Here is a 21,692-nt window from a genome sequence, read left to right on the forward strand (position 1 = left end):
TGGAGCTAATAACAAAAACAGAATTGAAAGACATCTTTTTTGGATGTCTTTTTTTATGTCTAAAAAAACAAAAAGGAGTCGAACCGCGAAGTGAGCGCGCCGACAGGCGAAAAGGTGCCAAGGACGGCACCGAAAGCGAACGCAGACGGCCCGGAGGGAGCAAACACGACGTTTGCGACTGGAGGGCTTCGACTCCCGTTGGAGCTAATAACAAAAACAGAATTGAAAGACATCTTTTTTGGATGTCTTTTTTTTTATGTCTAAAAAAACAAAAAGAAGTCGAACCGCGAAGTGAGCGCGCCGACAGGCGAAAAGGTGCCAAGGAATATTGCAAAAGCTTAAAATCTTACGTAAAATCAACTTATATGAACCAACTTACAGGTACCGTTTTAAGCGGCTCGAACAATGTTTTTGAAGTTGAATCTTTTTCTGAAGATGACGGCAGTTTTATAATCCGTTCATGCGCCCTCAAAAGCAAAAGGTTAAAATCTGACAAAAAATATTACAATCCTCTCGCTCCGGGCGACATTGTTCAAATTGAAGTTGACAGTCTTGAAGACAAAAAAGGTCAAATCACGGCTTTAGTTCCGCGCAAAAACGAATTTGTCAGATGGAACGTAAAAGGCCGCTCTCCACAGCTTTTGGCAGCAAATCTTGACTATGTAATTCTCGTTACAACTCCAGAAGAACCGGATTTCCGCCCGCGTTTTATTGACAGAGAACTTGCACAGGCCGAAAGACAGGGGATCGAACCAGTAATCCTTGTCAACAAATGCGACCTTGAAGGTTCACAGGACGAAGATTTCTTAAAATACGTTTCAATCTGGGAAAAACTCGGATACAAGGTGATGAAAATTTCTGCAAAAACTGGCGAAGGCATGGTCGAGTTTGCACACTTTATCCAAAACAAACTCTGCGCACTTGTAGGTCAGTCTGGAGTCGGAAAATCATCTCTTGTAAACGTTCTTGACAGCACTGTTGTCCTCAAGACAGGAAGTCTTTCTAAAAAATACGGCAAAGGAAGCCACACAACAACAAAAGGCACTTTGCTTCACATAAAATTAAACGAATCGCTTACAGGTGGCATAGAAGGCGCTGTAGCGTCAATAATAGACACTCCAGGAGTCAGACGCTTTGTGCTACACGACATAGAATCAAAAGACCTTGCCCTTTACTTCAGGGAAATGTCCCCCCTTGTCGGAAAATGCAACTTTGGCTTAAGCTGCACACACATACACGAAAAAGGCTGTAAAATTCTTGAGGCAGTTGAATCTGGACAAATCAGCCGAGAACGCTACGAAAACTGGAAAAAAATATCAGAAGAAATCAAAACAGGCAGCTGGACAGACTAAAAATGTGGCACAAAAAAACACTCGAAGACCTTGCTTATTTTAGAATCCGCGACACAATTGCAGGATTTTGCGCAGGCGAAGAATCACAGGAACTTTTAAAAACAAAACTTCCGTTTACAGAAACAGAAAAAATCGAAGAATTAAAAAATCTGAGCCGGGAATGGGACATAATTCTCAATTCAAAATCTTCTTTTTCTATAAAAAGCTGGAATCCGGTTCATTCTTTTTTTAAGATTTTACGGGTTGAAGGAACAACTCTCGACCGCGAACAACTTTTTGCAATTTTGCAGTTCGCAACTTCGGCTCTAAACGCAGAAGAAACAATAAACACTGCTTCAAAAACACTTTCCGTAAAAAAGCTTCATTCACTCTCGCAGACTCTTCCGGAAAATGAACTTTTGACAGTAAAAAACGAAATTTCGCGAGTTCTAGACAAGGACGGACAACTAAAAGACCTTCCTGCTCTCCGCGAAATTCGCTCAAAAATCGCCCAGCTTCACTCAGAAATTGCAGGTGCACTCAAAAAATACACGGCAGACTCAAGCCTTTCAAACGTACTTTCGAGCAATGTTCCGGCTTTTAGAGCAGACAGGCAGGTTCTTGCAGTAAAAGCAAATCAACGCGCACGAATTTCGGGAATTGTCCACGAAGTAAGCGCGTCAGGCCAGACAATTTTTATTGAACCTGACGAAGTCGTACGAAAGAATAATGAACTTATTCAAGAAGAATTCCATCTTCAGAGCGAAACACGAAAAATCTTTACAGAACTCACGGCAAAAATAGCGCCTTATGTTGAATTCATTTCTTCCGCCCTCAAAATTTTAATCAAACTCGACCAAACATACGCTGCGGCCCGCTGGGGAATTGCAAACGACTGCACATACGCTCTTTCCTGCACAGAAAAAGACGGGATTGTTCTGCCGCCAGCCCTCGTCGCAGCAAGGCATCCACTTCTTGGCGAAAAAGCTGTTCCAATCGACATGAAGTTTTTAAGCGAAAAAAATGTCCTCATAATTACAGGTCCAAACACTGGCGGAAAGACAGTCAGTCTCAAAACCTTTGCTCTTTTTGCGCTTTTAAACCAGACTGGATTTCCCCTTCCTGCAAAAGACGGCACAAGACTTCCTGTATTCAACTCTCTTTTTGCAGACATTGGCGACGAACAGTCAATTGACCAAAGCCTTTCCACTTTTTCCGCACATATGAAAAACATTGCGGCAGCGGTAAAAAAGGCAGATAAAGATAGCTTGGTTCTTCTAGATGAACTTGGTAGCGGAACAGACCCACAGGAAGGCGGAGCAATCGGAATGGCAGTTCTTGACCATCTTATCGAAAAAAAAGCATTCGTCCTTGTCACAACCCACCACGGAATTTTAAAAAATTACGGTTACACAAACAAATTCTGCATAAACGCAAGTGTAGATTTTGACACAGACACACTAAGCCCGACCTACAGACTTTTGATGGGAGTTCCAGGAGAAAGCCACGCCTTGGACATTGCAAAGCGCTCTGGCTTAAGCTCAAAAACAGTCGAAAAAGCAAAACACTACATTCAAAGCGAACAGGCAGACGTAAGTACGCTCATAAAAGGACTTACCGAAAAATATGCCCAACTTGCAAAAGCCGAAAAAGAATCAGCAGACCGCGAAAACCGACTAAAAGAAAAAGAACTCAAGCTAGAACAAAAACTTCTTCGACAAAAAGAAAAAGAACTCGAACTTAGAGAACGGGAACAGCAGGAATCTGGAATCTTTGTTTCTCAAACCCGAAAAAAACTCGAAAACCTCGTGCGCACACTCCGCGAAGGCGAAATCACCCGCGAAAAGACACTAAGCGTAAAACAATTTTTAAACGAACTTACAGGAAAAGTCGAAGAATCTGACAAATCCCTCGAAGAAGAAAAAATCCGTCTCGAAAAACAAAAAGAAGAATTCGAAAAAAAATTAAAGTCCGAACCAGTCCGCTTAGAAAACGGCATGCTCATAAGCACAAACAATTCAAACCGCTCAAAAACAAACAAGGCAAGCAAAAAAAAGCTCAGCAATGCGCAGGCACTTGCACTGGCCAAAAACACATACACGACAGAAGAAGCAGAAAAACTCAGCGCACAGGCAAGCTCAAATTTCATAACAAAAGCACAGAGCATACAAACCTCGCCGCTAGCCTTCGAAGCTGGAAGCGAAGTTCTGCACAGGGCAACAAAAACGCGCGGAACCTTGATTTCAAGCGTAAAAAAAGGCGTCTGGTCAGTTCAACTAGGCTCAATCCGGATGAATCTAAAAGAAAAAGACCTCGAGCTCATAGCTCCAACCCAGATTCGAGCGACAGTCAGCATAGAACTAGCTCAAGACGTTTCTGGACAGGCAAAACCAGTATTCGAACTGCGTCTCCTTGGAATGCGCGAAGAAGAAGCTATCAAAGCTCTTGCACGCCAGCTCGACCTCTGCCAAATCCACAATTTCAAAAACTTCTCGATAATACACGGCAAAGGAAACGGCATTTTGCAACAGTCAGTCCAAACATATCTTTCTCAATACCCGGCCGTCAAAAGTTTTCATTACGCTTCAGCAGAAGACGGAGGATTCGGAAAAACCTATGTTGAATTAAATTAAAGGAGGGGAAAGCCTTCCCCTGCGCGCCCGCTTCGCTGGTCGCTACCCCTTCAAGCGGGGACACCCCGCAACGCCCCGTAAAAAAACGGACAGAAACAAATTTTTACCGCACTAATGGCAATAGAACAGATTAAAAAAAACTAATAAAACTGCCGAAGAATTTAAGCAGTGCCAAAACTCTGTTTTTATAAAAAAATCCGTGCAACATTCTCTGCCACACGGATTTTCTGTAAAAAGCTACAATTCTGGATTAAAACTTACTGTTCTTAAGACGTCGCCAAATACTCCGGCCGCAGTAACGTCTGCTCCGGCTCCGTAACCACGGATTGTCAAAGGAATCGGTGTATATCTTGCTGTTTCAAATACAAAGGCATTTTCACCGCCTTTTACCGCAAACAGAGGATTTTCCGGTCCTACTTCCAACATTCCGACAGAAACTTTTCCGTTTTTAATCGATGCGCCCATTCGCAAAACTTTATTCTGCTTTTTAAGCAAAGCCATTTTTTCATCAAAATAAGAATCAACTTCCGGCAAACGAGCCATAAATTCGTCTACAGTTCCTTCTAAGCTGAAACTTTCAGGAAAAATCGAATTCATTTTTATGTCAGAAAGTTCAATTTCCATTCCAGCTTCGCGTGCAATAATCAGAGCCTTGCGCGCAACATCAGTTCCTTTGAGGTCGTCGCGAGGATCTGGTTCTGTAAAGCGCATTTCTTTGGCTTTTTTTACCGCTTCACTAAATTTTTTGCCTTCGTCGAGTTTTCCAAAAATATACGAAAGAGAACCTGACATAATTCCGTTAAAACCTGCAAGACTGTCTCCAGATTTAAATAAGTTCTGCAAAGTATCAATAATCGGAAGTCCTGCTCCAACGTTTGTTTCGTACAAAAAGCGTACATGATTTTTGTTCGCAGTTTCACGCAATTCACGATAATACTGCATAGACATTGAATTTGCACGTTTGTTAGGAGTCGCAACATTCATGCCAGCATTTAAAACATCAAGATAGCGTTCTGGAAGATCATAACTTGCCGTACAGTCAACAAAAATAGGATTCAGAGGCTTGTTTTCCTTTACGAATTTTAAAACTTCATCAAGATTCGTCTTTTTTCCAGAAGCAGAAACGGCATTTCTCCAGTCAGACAAATCAAGTCCATTTCCGTCAAGAAGCATTCCGCGCATTGTCGCAATACAGCAAACTTTAATGTCGATATTCTGCTCTTTTAAAATCTTCTGCTGCTTATAAATCTGATCAAGCAAGGCTCCGCCAATTGTTCCTGCGCCAAAAGCAAAAACTTCAATCGGCTGAGTTGTATTGAAGAAAAATCTATGAGTTGTTTTTACGGCAATGTCGCCATATTCACCGGCAATTACTGTCGAAATTGAGCGCTCGCTTGAACCTTGTGCAATCGCAAGAATATTTATGCTTCGGCTCGAAAGCGCATTAAAGAATTTTCCTGCAACACCACGATTTTGCTTCATTCCGTCGCCGACAATCGAAACAATTGCACAATCTTCGATCACACTTATCGGATTTATAAGACCGTCACGGATTTCAAAGGCAAATTCAGATTCAAGAACATCTTTTACTTCTACGCTCTGGCTTTGACGTACACAGAACGAAATTGTATATTCTGAAGAAGACTGGGTAATCAAAAGCATGCTGATTCCTGCGCGACTTACTGCAGCAAAAATCCGGCTTGCAATACCAGTTTTTCCTTTCATTCCGCCACCGCTTACAGAAACGAGAGCAGTTTTTTTCAGACAAGAAATTCCGCAGACAGGTCCAACTTTTTTTTCAGATTCAAAAGGACCGCGACCAATCCTAGTTCCGCGTGCCTGAGGATTGTGAGAATTTAAGCTCCATGCTTCGATTCCGCGGGAAACAAGAGGAGCAAGGGTTTTTGGATGAAGAACTTTTGAACCAAAGAACGAAAGTTCCATCGCCTCTTCGTAAGTCATATCGTCAACAAGAATTGCATCGCTTACGACACGAGGATCGGCGGTGTAGATTCCATCAACATCCGTCCAAAACTCAACTTTTTTAGAAGCAAGGCAGGCACCGATTATTGCGGCAGAAAAATCCGAACCATTGCGTCCTAAAAGTCCCATTTTCGGCTCGTCGTCGGCATGGGCAGACCAACCGCATACAAATCCAGGAAAAAGAAGAATCTGCGCCTGAGAACATTCAGCGCCGTCGCGGTAAGGTCCGAGAGCTTCCGAAGTTCTTGTATAATCAGGATCACTTTCAATCTGGTTTCCTGTTGTAAAAATAAATTTCCGGCTGTCCAAAACAAGAACATTCTGTTTTTTTGCAATAAGAATTGCATTTATAATCGGGACACAGCACAGTTCGCCCATTCCCATTATGCGGCAGTAAATTGATTCTGGACATTCGCCAAAGGTTGCAACACCAGAAAGAAGTTTTTCAAGTTCAATAAAGTTAGGTCCGATTTTTGCCATTGTAGAAGCAGCATCAAAACCTTCTACAGAAGCATGAAGCTGGGCACAAATCTCTTCATGAGTTTTTCTTATGCCGTCAATAAAATTTGCAGGAAGAGAACCAGAAACACAGCCGTCAATAGCGGTCTGAAGAGCATTAGAAACTCCGGCAACGGCAGAAACAATTACGCTAATTCTGTCATTTTTTGCCCTGCCAAGCATAATTTCCACAGAATCAAGCATTCTGCGAGCAGATCCCATCGAAGTACCACCAAATTTCAAAGTAAGCATACAAACCTCACAACTTTTTAGAAGTTTCAATTATAATGAATAAAAACCCTTGTTACAATCAGAAAAAAAATTGTATAAGCTTCTGTTTTTTTACAAGCCCGCCTATAACAATTAAAAAATCACCTTCAAAAAATTCTAAAACACAACAAAAAAACGTTTTGTTGAAAAACTGAAATTTTAGTGCTAGAATAAATTTTGAACGCACAAAAGATGTTCTAAAATAACATTCATTATGGGAGATTATTATGAAACCTACATTACTCGTACTTGCAGCAGGCATGGGAAGCCGTTACGGGGGAATCAAACAAATTGATACAGTTGGAAAAAACGGTGAATGTCTTCTTGACTACGCTGCTTATGATGCAAAAAAATGCGGTTTTGAAAAAATCGTTTACATAATCAGAAAGGACATTGAAAAAGATTTCCGCGAACGTCTTTTTGACAGAATTGCAAAAAATATCGATGCAGAATATGTTTTTCAGTCGCTAGAAGCGCTTTTGACTAACGACGAATACGAGCTTTCTCAAACAGCTGGTCGCAAAAAACCCTGGGGAACTCTTCACGCTGTTCTCTGCGCAAAAAAAGCACTCAACACTCCTTATGCAGTAATCAATGCGGACGACTACTACGGACGCTCAGCATTTGAAACACTCGGAAAATACCTTTCTTCAATCGATAATAACTGCACAGAACACGCAATGGTCGGCTACATTCTCGGAAAAACAATGAGCCGAAACGGTTCTGTAAGCCGAGGGATCTGCCAGACAAAAGACGGTTACCTTGAATCTATTACAGAAAACACAAAAATTTACTATACAGGCGAAAATTTCAGCGGAAACGAAATTGAATCAGATTTGAACGGCACAATCTACAAACTGACAGGAAACGAAACTGTCAGCATGAACCTCTTCGGCTTTACACCTGCCGCTTTCGACGAATTTGAAAAATACTGGGACGGCTTCAAAAAAACAAATCTTGAAGCACAAAAAGCAGAAGCGCTTCTTCCAGTTGCCGCAAGTCAGATTATAAAAGACAATAAAGGCAAGATAAAAGTATTCACTTCCGAAGAAAGCTGGTTTGGCATGACTTATGCAGAAGACAAACAGGTTGTAAAAGACGCAATCACCGAAAAAATTGCATCTGGCTACTATCCTGAAAAACTTTGGGACAAATAATTGAAACTTTTAAAACCGATTCGCTCAGAAAAAGTATGGGGATACGAAGACTGGATTGCTTCAACCCACAAAGACGGTCCCCAGAAAGATTTTATTAAACTCGTAAAAGACTACCCTCTTCTTGTAAAAATCATTCAAGCGAACGACACTCTTTCGGTTCAGGTTCATCCAAACGACAAAACCGCTGTTGAACTTGAAGGCGAAGGCTCTCGCGGAAAAACTGAATGCTGGTACATTCTTGACTGCAAAAAAGGAGCCAAACTGATTGCCGGCTTAAAAGACGGCTGCACAAAAGAACAGATTTCGGACGCAATAAAAAACGGAACGATTTCTGAACTTATGAACAGCGTCGAAGTAAAAAAAGGCGACTTCATCTTTATTCCAGCAGGAACTGTACACGCAATAGGCGGAGGAATTCGTCTCATGGAAGTCCAGCAGAGTTGTAACCTTACATACAGGCTCTACGACTGGGGACGTCCGCGCGTACTTCATATCGAAAAAGGCGTAAAATCAATAAAACTCGAAGCAGACACAAAAGAATGCTTTTCTGACGGAAAACCATTCAGATTTTCGCCAATCGCACCTCTTGCACAAAATTTTGAGTGTCCGTATTTTTCACTTGTTCAAAAAGATTTTTCTGGCGGATATTCGTTTCTTGCCTCCAAAAACGAAGGCTATGAACTTTTATTCGTCATAAACGCAGAAAAACTAAAGGCAACAGGAACAGCTTCCGACGGACAAAAAGTTCTTTTTGAAAACTTGAAAGCAGAACAAATTTTTGCAGTTTCTCCAGGAGAAAAAGTTACTCTCGAAGGTAAGGCAAAAATAATAAGAATCAAAGCAAAATAAAAAAAAGTGCCATAGGATTTTTCAGGAACATTCCGTCCAAACCTCCATGGCACTTTCTATTTTCAGTTTTTTTTCAGACAGAAATTATCGTTTCCAGGGCAATTTTCATCATATTTGTAAAGGTCGTCTGTCTTTCTTCGGCTGTAGTTTCTCCGCCTTTGAGAATATGGTCGCTAACCGTCATAATTGCCATTGCACGGCGGTTATATTGCGCGGCAAGAGTAAAAAGCTCCGCGCTTTCCATTTCGATTCCTTTTACGCCGTATTCTTTCCACTTTTTCCAGTTTGAATTGATGTCATAAAAGAAATCGGAAGAAGCAACAGAACCAACCGTATAGCGGATTCCCATTTTTTGAGCCACAGAATCAGCGGTTTTTACCATATTAAAATCGGCAGTTGGAGCAAAATGAAGTGCGCCAAACCTCTGGTTTAAAAGACAGGAATCAGAACACGCTGAATTTACAAGAATCGTATCTCGAAGTTCAAGATCTTCAGAAATTGCTCCGCAAGTTCCGACACGAATCGCTTTTTGAACACCATAATCCTTAAAAAGTTCAGTAGCATAAATCGAAAGCGAGGGTTGCCCCATTCCAGTTCCCTGAACGCTTACAGGAACTCCCTTGTAAGTTCCCGTATAACCGTACATTCCGCGCACTTCGTTATACAGTTTTGGATTTTCCAAAAAATTTTCTGCAATAAATCTGGCACGAAGAGGATCACCTGGCAAAAGAATATTTTCTGCAATTGCTCCTGCAGGAGCGTTAATATGTGTGCTCATTTTTCCTCCCTATTAAAACAGCGATTATAACTTTTTTAATTTTACCTCCGTTTTTAGCAGAAAACAACTCCAAAAATCGCGCCTGCTAAAACTATAAAAACAGGATGAAGCTTTGTCGTAAACAAAACAATAAGACAAAGAACATAAAAAGCCGCATTAACTGCACTAATTATAATTCCACTCTGCCAGGTTGAAATATCCGATACTACAAACCCCGAAGTAACAGTAATAAGGGCGAGAATAAGAATTTTTGCCGCAGCAACCGCAATTATGCCAGAAACAGCAGGACGCAATGTAGAAAAAGCAGCCTGAACGCCTTTTTTTTCGGAGAATTTTCCAAAATAGCGTGCAATCAGCATTATTACAATTAAAGAAGGTAAAACCTGTCCAAATGTCGTAATAATTCCGCCAAAAATGCCGTAAAGTTCAGTGCCAACATAAGTTGCAAGATTAATTCCTATCGGACCTGGAGTAGATTCAGAAATTGCAACCATATTGAAAAATTTTTCAGCCGAAAGAAGCTTTAAATTATCAACCGCAATCTGCTGAATAATTGTAATTCCAACCTGACCTCCACCGATTGTTATAAGTCCTATATAAAAAAACACCGCAACAAGACAAAAAAGTCCGATCGTTGTTTGATTTTGAATCTGTGTCATAATAAATTCTGTCATATTTTTCTCCCATAAACTCCGCGTTAGTGGCAAGACACGGATGGCAAGAATCACAGTTTGTGAAAGCAACGCCTGTGCAAACTGTGATGATAAAAATTACAAGAATGTAATTTTTTATCATGCCTCCAGCCACTTATTCTCTGAATTTATCTTTTTACCTGAGTGTTTCCGTCAGAAGTTGAATTTTTATTTTCGGAAACTTTCTTAAAATCGCCGCGAAAACCTGCAAGTAAAATTCCGAGGCTGCAGCTTCCGAGTATAATCCAAATTGTTCCAACATTAAAAACAAAAATCAAAAGGAACGAAATTACAAGAAGAATAAAACCAAAAATATTTTTTACAGATTTTTTTGAAAATTTGTAAACTGCGCTAGTCAAAATCGCAGCAACAGCAACGTTTATTCCACGCAACGCTTTTTGAACCCAAGCAAGCTCCGCAAAATTGTTTATAAAAAGCGCAATAATCGTAATTATTATAAGAGAAGGAAAAACCATTCCAAAAGTCGAAACACATCCGCCAATTACTCCAAGTTTTTTGTATCCTGTAAAAGTAGCGACATTTACGGCAATAATTCCTGGAGTTGACTGACCAATTGCAAACCAGTCAAGAAGTTCTTCGGAAGTAGTCCATCCACGTTTTTCAACAAGCTCAAGTTCAAGAATAGGAAGCATTGCAATGCCACCTCCAAAAGTGCATAAACCGACCTTGAACATTACGCTAAAAAGTTCCCACAAAGTTTTTAATTTTTCTTTCATGTTGTTCACCTGCATTTTTTAATCCACTTCAACAAAAAGTTTGACGAAAAGATTTTTTACATTGATGATGATTATACAAATAATTGGAGGATTGTAAAATATGGCAAAAAAATCTCGAAAATCAAAGGATTACTTCGGACTTCCATGGCTTGTAAGCGTGCTTCTTGCCCTCTTTCTTGGTCCGATAATGGGAATTTTTACAAGACTTTCCGAAAAAAAGATTGTGGCGACAATTCTGCGCATATTTTTCGGATGGAATATCGTATGGCTGATTGACTTTATTCTAGTTCTCTTTGGAAAACCTATTCTTCGGCTAGTAAACTTTTAATTTTCAATATGTTCCAAAACTTGCTCTGAAACAAGTTTTAGCTTAAGCCATTCTGATCATTTTTAATATTTGATCATAAAAAACGCACCTCCTAAAGCTGAACTTTTTTGGTTGGCTTTAGTGGTGCGCTTTACTTCACTTCATACAGTCTGTGTTTTCAACTTTTTTGTATCTAAATTCTATGCTTATATACTCTATCTGTTGTATAAACAGTTCAATTCTTTAAGCCATTCGCACTTTTTGCGGGCAGATTCTCCGTAAAGCATATCGCTTCTCATTCTCCATGACCAGTTTGCACAGGCGATTCCTGGCGTATTCATTCTGCAATCGGAACCAAAGCCGTACAGATCCTGCATGGGAACAAGAGCAAAAGAAGCTATGCTTGAAAAACAAAGACTAACGAGTTTTCGACACAAATTCCCATCAGAACGCATTGCACAGGCCTCAGAAAAACCAACCTTCCGACCTTCCAAATACGACGCAACAAGGCACAAATTTTCTTCACAAAGTGAATTCAACATTCCCTGAGTTGTGTCGTTGTCGTGTGTTCCTGTATAAGCAACGCAATTTGCATTAAAAAAATTATGAGGCAAAAAAGCATTTACAAGAGAACCTTTTTTTTCTTCCGCACAATCAAAGCCAAACTGAATTATCTTCATTCCAGGAAGTCCGCACTTATCGCGCAAACGGCGCACGTTGTCCGTAATTTCGCCCAGATCTTCGGCGATTAAAGGCAATTCACCGAGTTCATTTTTTATCGCCTTAAAAAGAGCAGTTCCAGGTCCTTTGAGCCATTTGCCCTTTTCGGCAGTTTTAGAACCGAATTTTACCGCCCAATAAGAATCAAAACCGCGGAAATGGTCAATTCGCACATAATCAACGAGTTTTAAAATATTTTTTATACGCAAAATCCACCATTCAAAACCGTCTTCCGCAATTTTCTTCCAGTCGTAAAGAGGATTTCCCCAAAGTTGGCCTGTCGGACTAAAATAATCCGGCGGAACTCCAGCAACAACGCTCGATTCTCCATTCTCCTTTAACTGGAAATATTTTTGATTTGCCCAAACATCCGCACTGTCAGCACTTACAAAAATCGGAATATCCCCGATAATTTCAACATTTTTTGACTTTGCATATTTGTGAAGAGCGTTCCATTGAGTAAATGCAAAAAATTGAATCAATTTTGTCGTCAAAATTTCAACTTCGTGACTTTTCTTCCATAAAGCAACCGCATTTTTTTTGCAAAGCCTCAATTCTTCAGGCCAGGCTTTATTCCACCTGCCTTCGTTATCGTAATGCGATTTTAAGCTCATAAAACAAGCAAAATCATCAAGCCAAAAATCGTTTTCTTTACAGAAAATTTCAAATTCAGCCTTAAGACCTTTTAAGCCGCCGTCCAAAAGTTTTTGCGAAATCTTCTTTAAAATATCGTTTTTCCACCAGACAACATTTCCAAACTCAACATTTCCATCAGTTTTTATGTAATCCGGCGGAACAATTTCGTTTTTTTCAGTCCAGCCGCGCTCAACTAAATCCTCAAAATCAATCAAAAGCGGATTTAACGCAAAAGCTGAAAATGGCTGGTAAGGAGAATCTCCGTAACCAGTCGGTCCCAAAGGCAAAACCTGCCACAATTTAGTACCAGAAGCCGAAAGCCAGTCGACAAAATCAAAAGCCGGACGACCAATAGTCCCGATTCCAGCAGAAGCAGGCAAAGACGTAGGATGAAGCAATATTCCAGATTTTCTTTTTAAATTCATAAAACCAATTCTAGCACATTAAAATTTAAAAAAAATTAAAAATTCGTTTTTTCGTTTTTTTTTCGGGCGGCTTTTTAGAACAAGCCTAAAAATCGTGCTTTCCACTGTTCCGCTTTCGATCCAGTTTTGCGTAAGCAAAAGTCGCAGCATAACTTTGTTATACCAAATCACTGCCACAGGCAGTGCCGTGCGCATGTTGCGCACACTAAAATAAACGAGTTTTGCGTAAGCAAAAGTCCTTTGTTATGCCAAATCACTGCCACAGGCAGTGCCGTGCGCATATTGCGCACACTAAAATAAACGAGTTTTGCGTAAGCAAAAGTCGCAGCATAACTTTGTTATGCCGAATTCCCATTTTAAAACTGACAATTTAAAAATTTCGAAGTATAATTTTTGTCATTGAGTTTAAGCAGTAAAATCACAGAAATACTGTTTTAAACAAAGTTATTTCATTCATTTATTTTTAAGGAGAAATCAAAATGAAAAAAATTTTGACAGCAGTTTTGACACTTTCGTGCGCAACAGCTATTTTTGCAGGTGGAATTGACAATAAGTCAAATCTTTCGACAGGCTATCTTCGTAATCCGAGCCGTGCAACAGAAACAAAACGCCCAGAAGCAGTTCTCTACAACATCGGCGGAACTTCTTTTATGGAAGACGGGCTTGCATTTACAATCGGAAACCAGTTCATTTTTAAGGAATACACAAACGAACTAAATAACACAGAATATAAAGATAACAAAACAGTTCTCTTTTTTCCTGATGTAGAAGCGGTTTATAAAAAAGACAGATGGGCTGTATTCGGAGGCTTTGGAGTATTTGCAGGTGGCGGTTCGCTTGATTACAAAAACGGTACGGCGGCAACCTTTCTTGCCCTTTACGGTGCAACCTCATTACCAACAATTGCAAAAAATCATTCTCTCGAAGCATATTCCGCAACAATGGGCGAAATTCTCGGTTTTTCTTACAATGTTACAGAAAATATTTCTCTCGCCGCTGCAGGTCGCTTTCTTCATGCTTCTTCAAATATGAAACTCACCGCTCCAGGAATTGCCTCTGTTAACGGCAGAGATTCAATCGAATACGAAGCATCTGGCTGCGGTTTTGGCGGTATTTTTGGCGTAAATGCCAAGGATTTTATTCCAGGTCTTACACTTTCCATCCAGTATCAGACAATTACAAAACTCAAAATTGAATTCGATACTGTAAAAGGCAAGATGGCAAGTGCATTCGGCGTAACAGAAGGCAATAAATACAAGAACGATCTTCCTGCTGTTCTTACTCTCGGCGCAGGCTATAGTCTTTTTGACTGTCTGGACTTGAGCCTCAGTTGCAACTATTACTTTAATAAACAGGCAACAATGCAAAATCCTCTCGGAGGTTCAGATCTCAAATACAACGATTCTTGGGAAATTGGGCTCGGCTGTGATTGGCAGATTAACAATCAGATTGGAGTTTCTGCCGGAGCAATGTACACAAAACAGGGCGCAAAATCAGATGTAAACAGTGCATTCAGCCCTGTCCTTGACAGCATTGTTACAGGATGCGGTATCGAATACAGATTCGCAAAACAGGTTATGGCAACAGCCGCTTATATGCACTGTTTCTATAACAGCAAAGATTACGAATATTTTAACAATACAATAGAACTCGGAAAAAACATTGATATGGTTTCTGTCGGAATAACAGTAAAACCGTTCTAAAAATCAAGGCTGTCCACAAAGCAAAACAATCTCAACAACCGCATTTTAAGAAAAAAAATTGCACTGCCTTTTGGATAGCCATTTTTTATTCAATTATGACAAGCAGGCAAAATTAATAAAAAAAATCTCTTGTTAAAAAACACAAATTGATAAGATTTTATTTTATAAAAACTAAAATACGAGTTATAATCGTACTAATAACCTGAATACTGAGTTTAAAGCATTTAAAACTGAGTATTCAGGTAAAATTCTATTTTCTGGAGAACAAAATGCTTGAAACCCAAAATTTTTCTGAGTTAAAATTTCCAAAAAGAATTTCTGTTTATTACACGCTTTTATTCGCCGTTACAATAATAAATACGTTGCTTACACTAGCATTCTTTAAGATTATCTCATTTTCCGAAATTTTTTCAACTTTTATAAAACCAGTACCGCTTTTAATAGCCCTGGTATTCGTTTCCGTTCTGACAGTTTTTTACAAAATTTCTATAAAAAAAATTAAGATGTATGACGGTTCTGCTGAATCTGCAAAAAAAGTAAACAAAGCAATAAAGATTTTTGAACTTTTCACAATTGCAATAGCCATTCTTAACGGACCGTTTCTCGGTTTTTTAATCTTGAATTTCTGTGGTGCAAATGGAATTGACCTTCCAAAAGTACCTGTTTTTCTTGTATGCATGGCTTCGGTAGGACTTTTTACCTGTTTTTTCTATATCTGCTTTATGCAAAATTTTGAAAAAGCACTTCATAAGGTTATTTTTTCCGAAGAAAACCTTTCCCTAAACCTCCTGCTGAGAACTTTGCTCGTAAACGGTTTTGCAGTTCTTGGTATTCTCTGTCTTTCAATTGCACCAATGTTTGTAGAAGACTTCGACGAACTTCCACCAAAAGTAGTTCTTTTCCGGTATATGTTCCCGGTTATAAGCATGGGATTTTTTATTGCGCTTGCAGACTCGTTCCGTCAGATGAAAGGAACTTCTCAGCGCATTAAGCAGATGACAGACTTTTCAAAAGGAATCGCCGCAAAAGATTACACAAAAGAACAGCTTCAGGTTCTGAGTCGCGACGAATTCGGTCTTTTAATCAACTATTTGAACGAATTCCACAGTTCTACAAGAGACCTTTTGAATACAATCAAAACTTCTGTTAAAACTTCAACGAACACGGCAGACCAGCTTTCAAACACAATGGTAGAAACAGCTTCTTCAATAAACCAGATTTCAAGCAACATAAACAATATTCAGACAGAAACTTTAAATCAGGCCGCAGGAGTTGAAGAATCATCTACGACAATCAACCGCATGATTGAAAGGATTGACCATCTTAACGACAGCATTTCCAGTCAGAAAAACGGAATTTCGACAGCTTCAAGCGCAATCGAAGAAATGGTTGCAAACATAAAAAGCGTTACGTCTATTCTCGAAAAAAACTCTGTTTCTGTAAAATCACTAGGAAGCGAATCCGAACATGGACGCGAAAAAATCAATCAGTCTGTTGACCTTGCAGCTTCAATCATTTCGCGCTCGGCAGGTCTTTTGGAAGCAAGCTCGATTATTCAGAGCATTGCAGAACAGACAAATCTTTTGGCAATGAACGCAGCAATCGAAGCGGCTCACGCAGGAGAAGCAGGAAAAGGCTTTGCTGTTGTAGCAGACGAAATCCGAAAACTTGCAGAACAGTCAAACACTCAAGGAAAGGTAATTTCTGGCCAGTTGGAAGAACTCAGCACTGTAATCCATAAGGTTGCAGAAAATACACAGGAAGTTCAAAAGCAGTTTGAAGTCATCTTTGAGCTAACAACAACAGTAAGACGGCAGGAAGATGTCATTAAGTCCGCAATGGAAGAACAGGCAGAAGGTAGTAGCCAGGTTCTCGAAGCAATGGGCGAAATCAAGTATTCTTCTGATTCTGTTCAAAAAGAGTCGGAAGAGCTCAAAATCGGCGGAAAACAAATTATCGATGAAATGAAACTTCTTGCCGACGTTACAGTTCAGATAAAAAATGCAATGAGAGAAATCGTTTCTGGAACAGAAGAAATTACAAAATCTATAAAAGAAGTAAACAAGGCAACAGAAAACAACAAAGCCGATCTTGAAGTTCTGGAAAATCAGTTTTCTTCATTCAAACTGGATTAAAACTATATTCAAACCTTATCTGGTCATCGGGCAATTTTCCTGATGACCTTTTTTTTAAGTTCGCAATAGTATTCTCTAAAACGCATATTTTCTATATAATTTGTAAATTATGGACAATTTATTACAGATTAAAGATTTATCAGTAAATATAGAAAACAAACAGGTTTTAAACGGCGTTTCTTTAAATATAAATGCCGGCGAAACTCATGTTCTTATGGGACCAAACGGAGCTGGAAAATCGACTCTCGGCTACACAATCATGGGAAATCCGCGCTACACTGTTTCTGGCGGAAAAATTTTCTTTGAGGGAGAAGACATTACAAGCCTTCCAGCAGACAAACGCGCTGCAAAAGGACTTTTTTTGAGTTTTCAGTCACCTCTCGAAGTTCCAGGGATCTCCCTTGAAAGTTTTATACGAAGCGCTCTTCAAGCAGTAACAGGTCAGAGAGTGCGACTTTTTCAATTTCAGAAAGAGCTGAAAGAAAAAATGGCTCTTCTCAACATGGACGAAAGTTATGCAAAACGCGATTTGAATGTCGGTTTTTCAGGTGGAGAGCGCAAAAAGAGCGAAATTTTGCAGCTTTTAATGCTCAAGCCAAAACTTGCAATCCTTGACGAAACAGATTCTGGACTTGACGTTGACGCAGTCCGCACAGTTTCAAAAGGAATCGAAGAATATCAAAAGTCGGTAAACGGCTCTCTTCTCATAATCACTCACTCGACAAAAATCCTGGAAAGCCTCAAAATCGACAGAACTCATGTTCTTGTAAAAGGCAAAATTGTAAAAGACAGCGGAGCAGAACTCGTCGAAAAAATCAATGCCAATGGTTTTGAGCAGTTTGAAAGAGAAAATCTGGCATAACGCTTAAAGGACAGACAAATGGCAGAAAAAAACAACGAAATACCAGAAATTTCCGAGTCTCCATACGATTTTAAATATGAAGAAAAAGGATTTTACCGCAACAAACAGGGGCTGACAAAAGAAATCGTCGAAAAACTTTCAGAAGACAAACACGACCCTGAATGGATGAGGGAATTCCGCTTAAAGGCACTCGCAACTTACAACGAACTAAAAGTTCCGGAATGGGGACCAGATATTTCTGGACTCAACATGGAAGAAATCGTAACCTATGTTCGTCCAAACACGCAGATGCAGACAAAGTGGGAAGATGTTCCAGAAGACATAAAGCAAACTTTTGAAAAACTTGGAATCCCAGAAGCAGAACGCACATCCCTCGCAGGAGTCGGCGCACAGTACGACTCTGAACTGGTTTATCACAACCTTCAGGACGAAGTGGCAAAGCAAGGAGTAATTTACACAGACTTTGAAAGTTCACTTTCCGGACCTTACGCAAATATGGTTAAAGAGCATTTTATGCAGCTTGTAAAGCCTTCCGACCACAAATTTGCAGCGCTCCATGGGGCAGTTTGGTCTGGAGGAAGTTTTGTCTATGTTCCAAAAGGCGTCAAAGTCGAAATTCCACTGCAAAGTTACTTCCGCCTTAATGCAAAAGGTGCCGGACAGTTTGAGCACACTCTCATAATCGTAGACGAAGGCGCGGACGTTCATTTTATCGAAGGCTGTTCCGCACCAAAGTACAACGTTGCAAACCTTCACGCAGGTTGTGTTGAACTGTACGTAAAAAAAAATGCACATTTGCGCTATTCGACAGTCGAAAACTGGTCAAAAAATATGTACAATCTCAACACAAAACGTGCGCGGGTTGAAGAAGGAGGTTCGATAGATTGGGTTTCTGGTTCATTTGGAAGCCACATTTCCTACCTTTATCCAGAAAGCGACCTCGTCGGAAGAGGCTCCCACGCAGAATTTACAGGCGTAACATTTGCAGGCGAAGGACAGGAACTAGACACAGGCGCAAAAATGGTTCATCTTGCACCAGACACAACTTCGCTCATAACCTCAAAATCGCTTTCAAAAGCTGGAGGTTCTTCGATTTACCGAAGCGCAATCTACATTGGACCAGAAGCAAAAGGCTCAAAAGCAAGTGTAAGCTGCGACGGACTTATGCTCGACAACAAAAGCCGCTCCGACACAATTCCTGCAATGGAAATCCACACGGACGAATGCGCAGTCGGACACGAAGCAAAGATTGGACGCATTTCTGGAGACGCAATTTTCTATCTTATGAGCCGCGGGATCAGCGAAGAAGAAGCACGCACAATGATTGTTTCTGGTTTTGCAAATCCTGTTTCAAAAGAGCTGCCGCTTGAATACGCAGTCGAAATGAACAACCTGATTCGTCTGGAAATGAAAGGCAATATGTAAAAAAATACAAAGGGGCGCCTGCCCCTCGCTGCAAACCTGCGGTTTTCCGCTACCCCCTCTCCTGGGGAGCGCCCCAAGCCCCCGAATGCAGCCTTAAATTTACAAGGAATGTAATTATGACAAAAAAACTTTCTTATCATAATGTAAATAAAACACCGTACCTTACATGGAACTGGCTCAAAATGAACCGTGGCATTCTCGAGACAGAAATCGACGATTCTGTCGTTCCATGCGCAAAAATCCGCGGAGCAACAGAAGGAGTAATTCTCTACAAAGACGACGGAAGTGGCTGCACAGAAATTGCAGAACTCGAAGAAACACTTCCTTTTATGGCACAAAGTTCAAGCACAGACACTACAGATATCATCAATTCACTAAATTCCGTAAAATTTGCGCTTACAGCACAAAAAAAATGCACAGAACCAGTAATTTTGGATTTTGAGCTCAAAGACGGACAAACTTATTCTGGACGGCAAATCGTAATTGCCGAAGAAAATTCCGAAATCACCGTAATAATGAACTACACTTCTCTTCCTTTTGACGGTGGTTTTTGCGCAATACAGACAAAGCTTTGGGCAAAACCATATTCAAAAATTCACCTTGTAAAAGTTCAGCTTTTAGGCCAAAAATACACTCACCTTGACGACACTCAGTTTTTTGCAGAAGACAACGCAAGCATAAAAGTAACGCAAATTGAACTCGGCTCAAAACAGGTTTTTGCAAACGTAACCTGCGCTCTTTCGGGTTACGCTTCAAACTTTACGAGCGAAACCGCCTATACCGCAAAAAATGAACAAAATTTAGACATAAATTACTGCGTTTCGCACACAGGAAAAAACACAGAGTCAAAAATGAGCATAAAAGGCACTCTTTTAGACAATGCAAAAAAACTTTACCGCGGAACAATCGATTTTAAACGTGGTTGCGAAGGTTCAAAAGGAAACGAATACGAAGAAACACTTCTAACCTCGCCAACTGCCGTAAACCGTTCAATTCCAATGATTTTGTGTGGAGAAGAAAACGTAGAAGGCGCACACGGCGGAAATCTCGGTAACCTTGGCAACGAAGAACTGTTTTATTTTCAGTCGCGGGGAATTGACGAAAAAACTGCAAAATCAATAATGACGAGGGCTAAAATAATGGAAGCCGCTTCTCACATTCCTGACGAAAAAACAGTCGGTCAGATAAAAGCGTTTATCGGCGAAGAAGAAAATTAAACAAAAAACGAGGTGCAAAATGCAAACAACAACATATAAAACAAAAGGAACCTGTTCAAAATCAATAACGTTTGAACGCGATGAACAGAACAGAATTCACAATATAAAATTTGAAGGCGGTTGCGACGGAAACTTAAAGGCAATCTCAAAACTCTGCGAAGGAATGACTGCCGAAGAAATTTCAGCAAAACTTTCTGGCAACCTTTGCCGCGACAAAGGAACAAGTTGCGCAGACCAACTGGCAAAAGCTGTCATGGAAAAATAAAATTGATAGAAAAATCAAAAAAGCGGGCTATAATATTCATTAGCGCAAAAATATAAAAGCAAAACAAAAGTTTTTAACAGACTTTTTTACGGGAGGAACTTTATGAACAGTTTAAAAATCGGAATTTCAATCATCATTTCATCGTTGATTCTTGCGTTCGGACTTACAAACATAATCACGCCAGAACGAAGCGTTTCTGTGCGCGGACTTTCAGAAAAAGAAGTTGATGCCGACCTTGCAATCTGGAATATGACTTTCTCGACAGGCGACAACAATCTTTCATCTTTGCAGCAGTCGGTTATTTCAAAAACTCAGACAGTAAAAAAATATCTCAAAGACCACGGTCTTGACGAAAACGACTTTACAGTACAGCCAGCGGCAATTACGGACAATTCGCTCAATTCATACATGGATCAAAGCAAATTGCGCTATACTTTTATTGCAAGACAGACAATCTTAATCCGTTCTTCAAAAATTGAAAGCGTAAAATCCGCTTATGCAGATTCACTAAATTTGGTTTCTAGCGGAATTGCAGTTCTCCAGGAATATGATGGCAAAGTAAACTACGAATTTACAAAATTGAATCAAATAAAACCTCAAATGATTGCAGAAGCCACAGAAAATGCAAGAACCGCAGCAGAACAGTTTGCCCGCGACTCAAACAGCAAAGTTGGAAAAATCAAAAAAGCAACACAAGGTTTATTTACAATCGAAGACGCAGCTCCTGGTCTTGAAGAAAAAAAGAACGTAAGAGTCGTAACTACGGTTGAATATCTTTTAAAATAAGCAATTCTAATTTTACCAGCGGTCTTTTTGCAGACCGCTGATTTTTTTTCAATGCTTTTATCTTTTTCCATTTAAAACTGGAAAATTGAAAAATTAAAAGCTCTAAATAAATCGCACTATAAAATGTACGGCGAATGCCATAATCCATGCAAGCGCGCACTGCCAGAGAGCAACGCCGGCCGCCCATCCTGTTCCAAGCTCGCGGCGGACTGCCGAAATTGCCGCAACGCACGGCGTGTACAAAAGGCTGAATACCAGAAGGCTTGCCGCGGTAAGGGAATTT

General features: G+C 40.1%; 18 protein-coding genes. 12 read left to right on the top strand and 6 right to left on the bottom strand.

Features of this window, described 5'->3' with window-relative positions; translation table 11 throughout:
• Positions 1-365 precede the first annotated feature (365 nt).
• Both rsgA and ACT6XC_RS07660 read left to right on the top strand, forming a co-directional pair.
• The gene (rsgA, locus tag ACT6XC_RS07655) at positions 366-1,352 is read left to right on the top strand and encodes a ribosome small subunit-dependent GTPase A (protein ID WP_443741377.1); all 987 of its coding nucleotides are present in this window, start codon (positions 366-368) and stop codon (positions 1,350-1,352) included.
• Between the two features lie 2 nt (positions 1,353-1,354).
• Positions 1,355-3,964 (top strand): endonuclease MutS2, encoded by a 2,610-nt coding sequence (locus tag ACT6XC_RS07660; RefSeq protein ID WP_443741378.1) that lies wholly within the window; start codon positions 1,355-1,357, stop codon positions 3,962-3,964.
• A 237-nt stretch (positions 3,965-4,201) separates the two neighbouring features.
• On the opposite strand, the gene thrA is transcribed toward ACT6XC_RS07660, so the two are convergent.
• Entirely contained in the window at positions 4,202-6,697 is a 2,496-nt protein-coding gene (thrA, locus tag ACT6XC_RS07665; RefSeq protein WP_443741379.1) for a bifunctional aspartate kinase/homoserine dehydrogenase I, read from the bottom strand.
• 245 nt (positions 6,698-6,942) lie between these two features.
• Here thrA and ACT6XC_RS07670 point away from each other — a divergent pair, with 245 nt between their 5' ends.
• Positions 6,943-7,872: a hypothetical protein gene (locus ACT6XC_RS07670; protein WP_443741380.1), complete on the top strand. Its 930-nt coding sequence runs from the start codon at positions 6,943-6,945 to the stop codon at positions 7,870-7,872.
• Complete coding sequence (locus tag ACT6XC_RS07675; protein WP_443741381.1) at positions 7,873-8,721, top strand: type I phosphomannose isomerase catalytic subunit; 849 nt, start codon at positions 7,873-7,875, stop codon at positions 8,719-8,721.
• A gap of 73 nt (positions 8,722-8,794) precedes the next feature.
• On the opposite strand, the gene deoD is transcribed toward ACT6XC_RS07675, so the two are convergent.
• The 3 genes from deoD to ACT6XC_RS07690 all read right to left on the bottom strand — a co-directional run bounded on the left by deoD (position 8,795) and on the right by ACT6XC_RS07690 (position 10,928).
• Entirely contained in the window at positions 8,795-9,499 is a 705-nt protein-coding gene (gene deoD, locus ACT6XC_RS07680; RefSeq protein ID WP_443738598.1) for a purine-nucleoside phosphorylase, read from the bottom strand.
• 53 nt (positions 9,500-9,552) lie between these two features.
• On the bottom strand, positions 9,553-10,173 hold the full coding sequence (locus ACT6XC_RS07685; protein WP_443741382.1) for a chromate transporter: 621 nt from the start codon (positions 10,171-10,173) through the stop codon (positions 9,553-9,555).
• 146 nt (positions 10,174-10,319) lie between these two features.
• Positions 10,320-10,928 carry a chromate transporter gene (locus ACT6XC_RS07690; RefSeq protein WP_443738600.1) on the bottom strand — a complete coding sequence of 203 codons (609 nt, stop codon included), beginning with the start codon at positions 10,926-10,928 and terminating at the stop codon, positions 10,320-10,322.
• Between the two features lie 100 nt (positions 10,929-11,028).
• Here ACT6XC_RS07690 and ACT6XC_RS07695 point away from each other — a divergent pair, with 100 nt between their 5' ends.
• Entirely contained in the window at positions 11,029-11,256 is a 228-nt protein-coding gene (locus ACT6XC_RS07695) for a hypothetical protein (protein ID WP_078930355.1), read from the top strand.
• A 194-nt stretch (positions 11,257-11,450) separates the two neighbouring features.
• Here ACT6XC_RS07695 and malQ read toward each other — a convergent pair whose 3' ends face one another.
• Positions 11,451-13,016, bottom strand: coding sequence for a 4-alpha-glucanotransferase (gene malQ / locus ACT6XC_RS07700; RefSeq protein ID WP_443741383.1), 1,566 nt, complete (start codon positions 13,014-13,016; stop codon positions 11,451-11,453).
• Between the two features lie 479 nt (positions 13,017-13,495).
• Here malQ and ACT6XC_RS07705 point away from each other — a divergent pair, with 479 nt between their 5' ends.
• The 7 genes from ACT6XC_RS07705 (at position 13,496) to ACT6XC_RS07735 (ending at position 21,409) form a co-directional block, all read left to right on the top strand.
• Complete coding sequence (locus ACT6XC_RS07705) at positions 13,496-14,719, top strand: OmpP1/FadL family transporter (RefSeq protein WP_443741384.1); 1,224 nt, start codon at positions 13,496-13,498, stop codon at positions 14,717-14,719.
• 269 nt (positions 14,720-14,988) lie between these two features.
• Complete coding sequence (locus ACT6XC_RS07710) at positions 14,989-16,854, top strand: methyl-accepting chemotaxis protein (protein WP_443741385.1); 1,866 nt, start codon at positions 14,989-14,991, stop codon at positions 16,852-16,854.
• 109 nt (positions 16,855-16,963) lie between these two features.
• On the top strand, positions 16,964-17,716 hold the full coding sequence (gene sufC, locus ACT6XC_RS07715; RefSeq protein WP_443741386.1) for a Fe-S cluster assembly ATPase SufC: 753 nt from the start codon (positions 16,964-16,966) through the stop codon (positions 17,714-17,716).
• An 18-nt stretch (positions 17,717-17,734) separates the two neighbouring features.
• Entirely contained in the window at positions 17,735-19,141 is a 1,407-nt protein-coding gene (gene sufB / locus ACT6XC_RS07720; protein WP_443738605.1) for a Fe-S cluster assembly protein SufB, read from the top strand.
• Between the two features lie 116 nt (positions 19,142-19,257).
• Entirely contained in the window at positions 19,258-20,358 is a 1,101-nt protein-coding gene (locus tag ACT6XC_RS07725) for a SufB/SufD family protein (RefSeq protein WP_443741387.1), read from the top strand.
• A gap of 19 nt (positions 20,359-20,377) precedes the next feature.
• Positions 20,378-20,623 carry a TIGR03905 family TSCPD domain-containing protein gene (locus tag ACT6XC_RS07730; protein WP_443738607.1) on the top strand — a complete coding sequence of 82 codons (246 nt, stop codon included), beginning with the start codon at positions 20,378-20,380 and terminating at the stop codon, positions 20,621-20,623.
• A 102-nt stretch (positions 20,624-20,725) separates the two neighbouring features.
• Complete coding sequence (locus tag ACT6XC_RS07735; RefSeq protein WP_273443882.1) at positions 20,726-21,409, top strand: SIMPL domain-containing protein; 684 nt, start codon at positions 20,726-20,728, stop codon at positions 21,407-21,409.
• 102 nt (positions 21,410-21,511) lie between these two features.
• Here ACT6XC_RS07735 and ACT6XC_RS07740 read toward each other — a convergent pair.
• Positions 21,512-21,692 (bottom strand): hypothetical protein (locus ACT6XC_RS07740; protein WP_443741388.1); only part of this gene is annotated, 181 nt, incomplete at its 5' end.

Source organism: Treponema berlinense (assembly GCF_052273165.1).
In the GTDB taxonomy this organism is placed as follows: domain Bacteria; phylum Spirochaetota; class Spirochaetia; order Treponematales; family Treponemataceae; genus Treponema_D; species Treponema_D berlinense_A.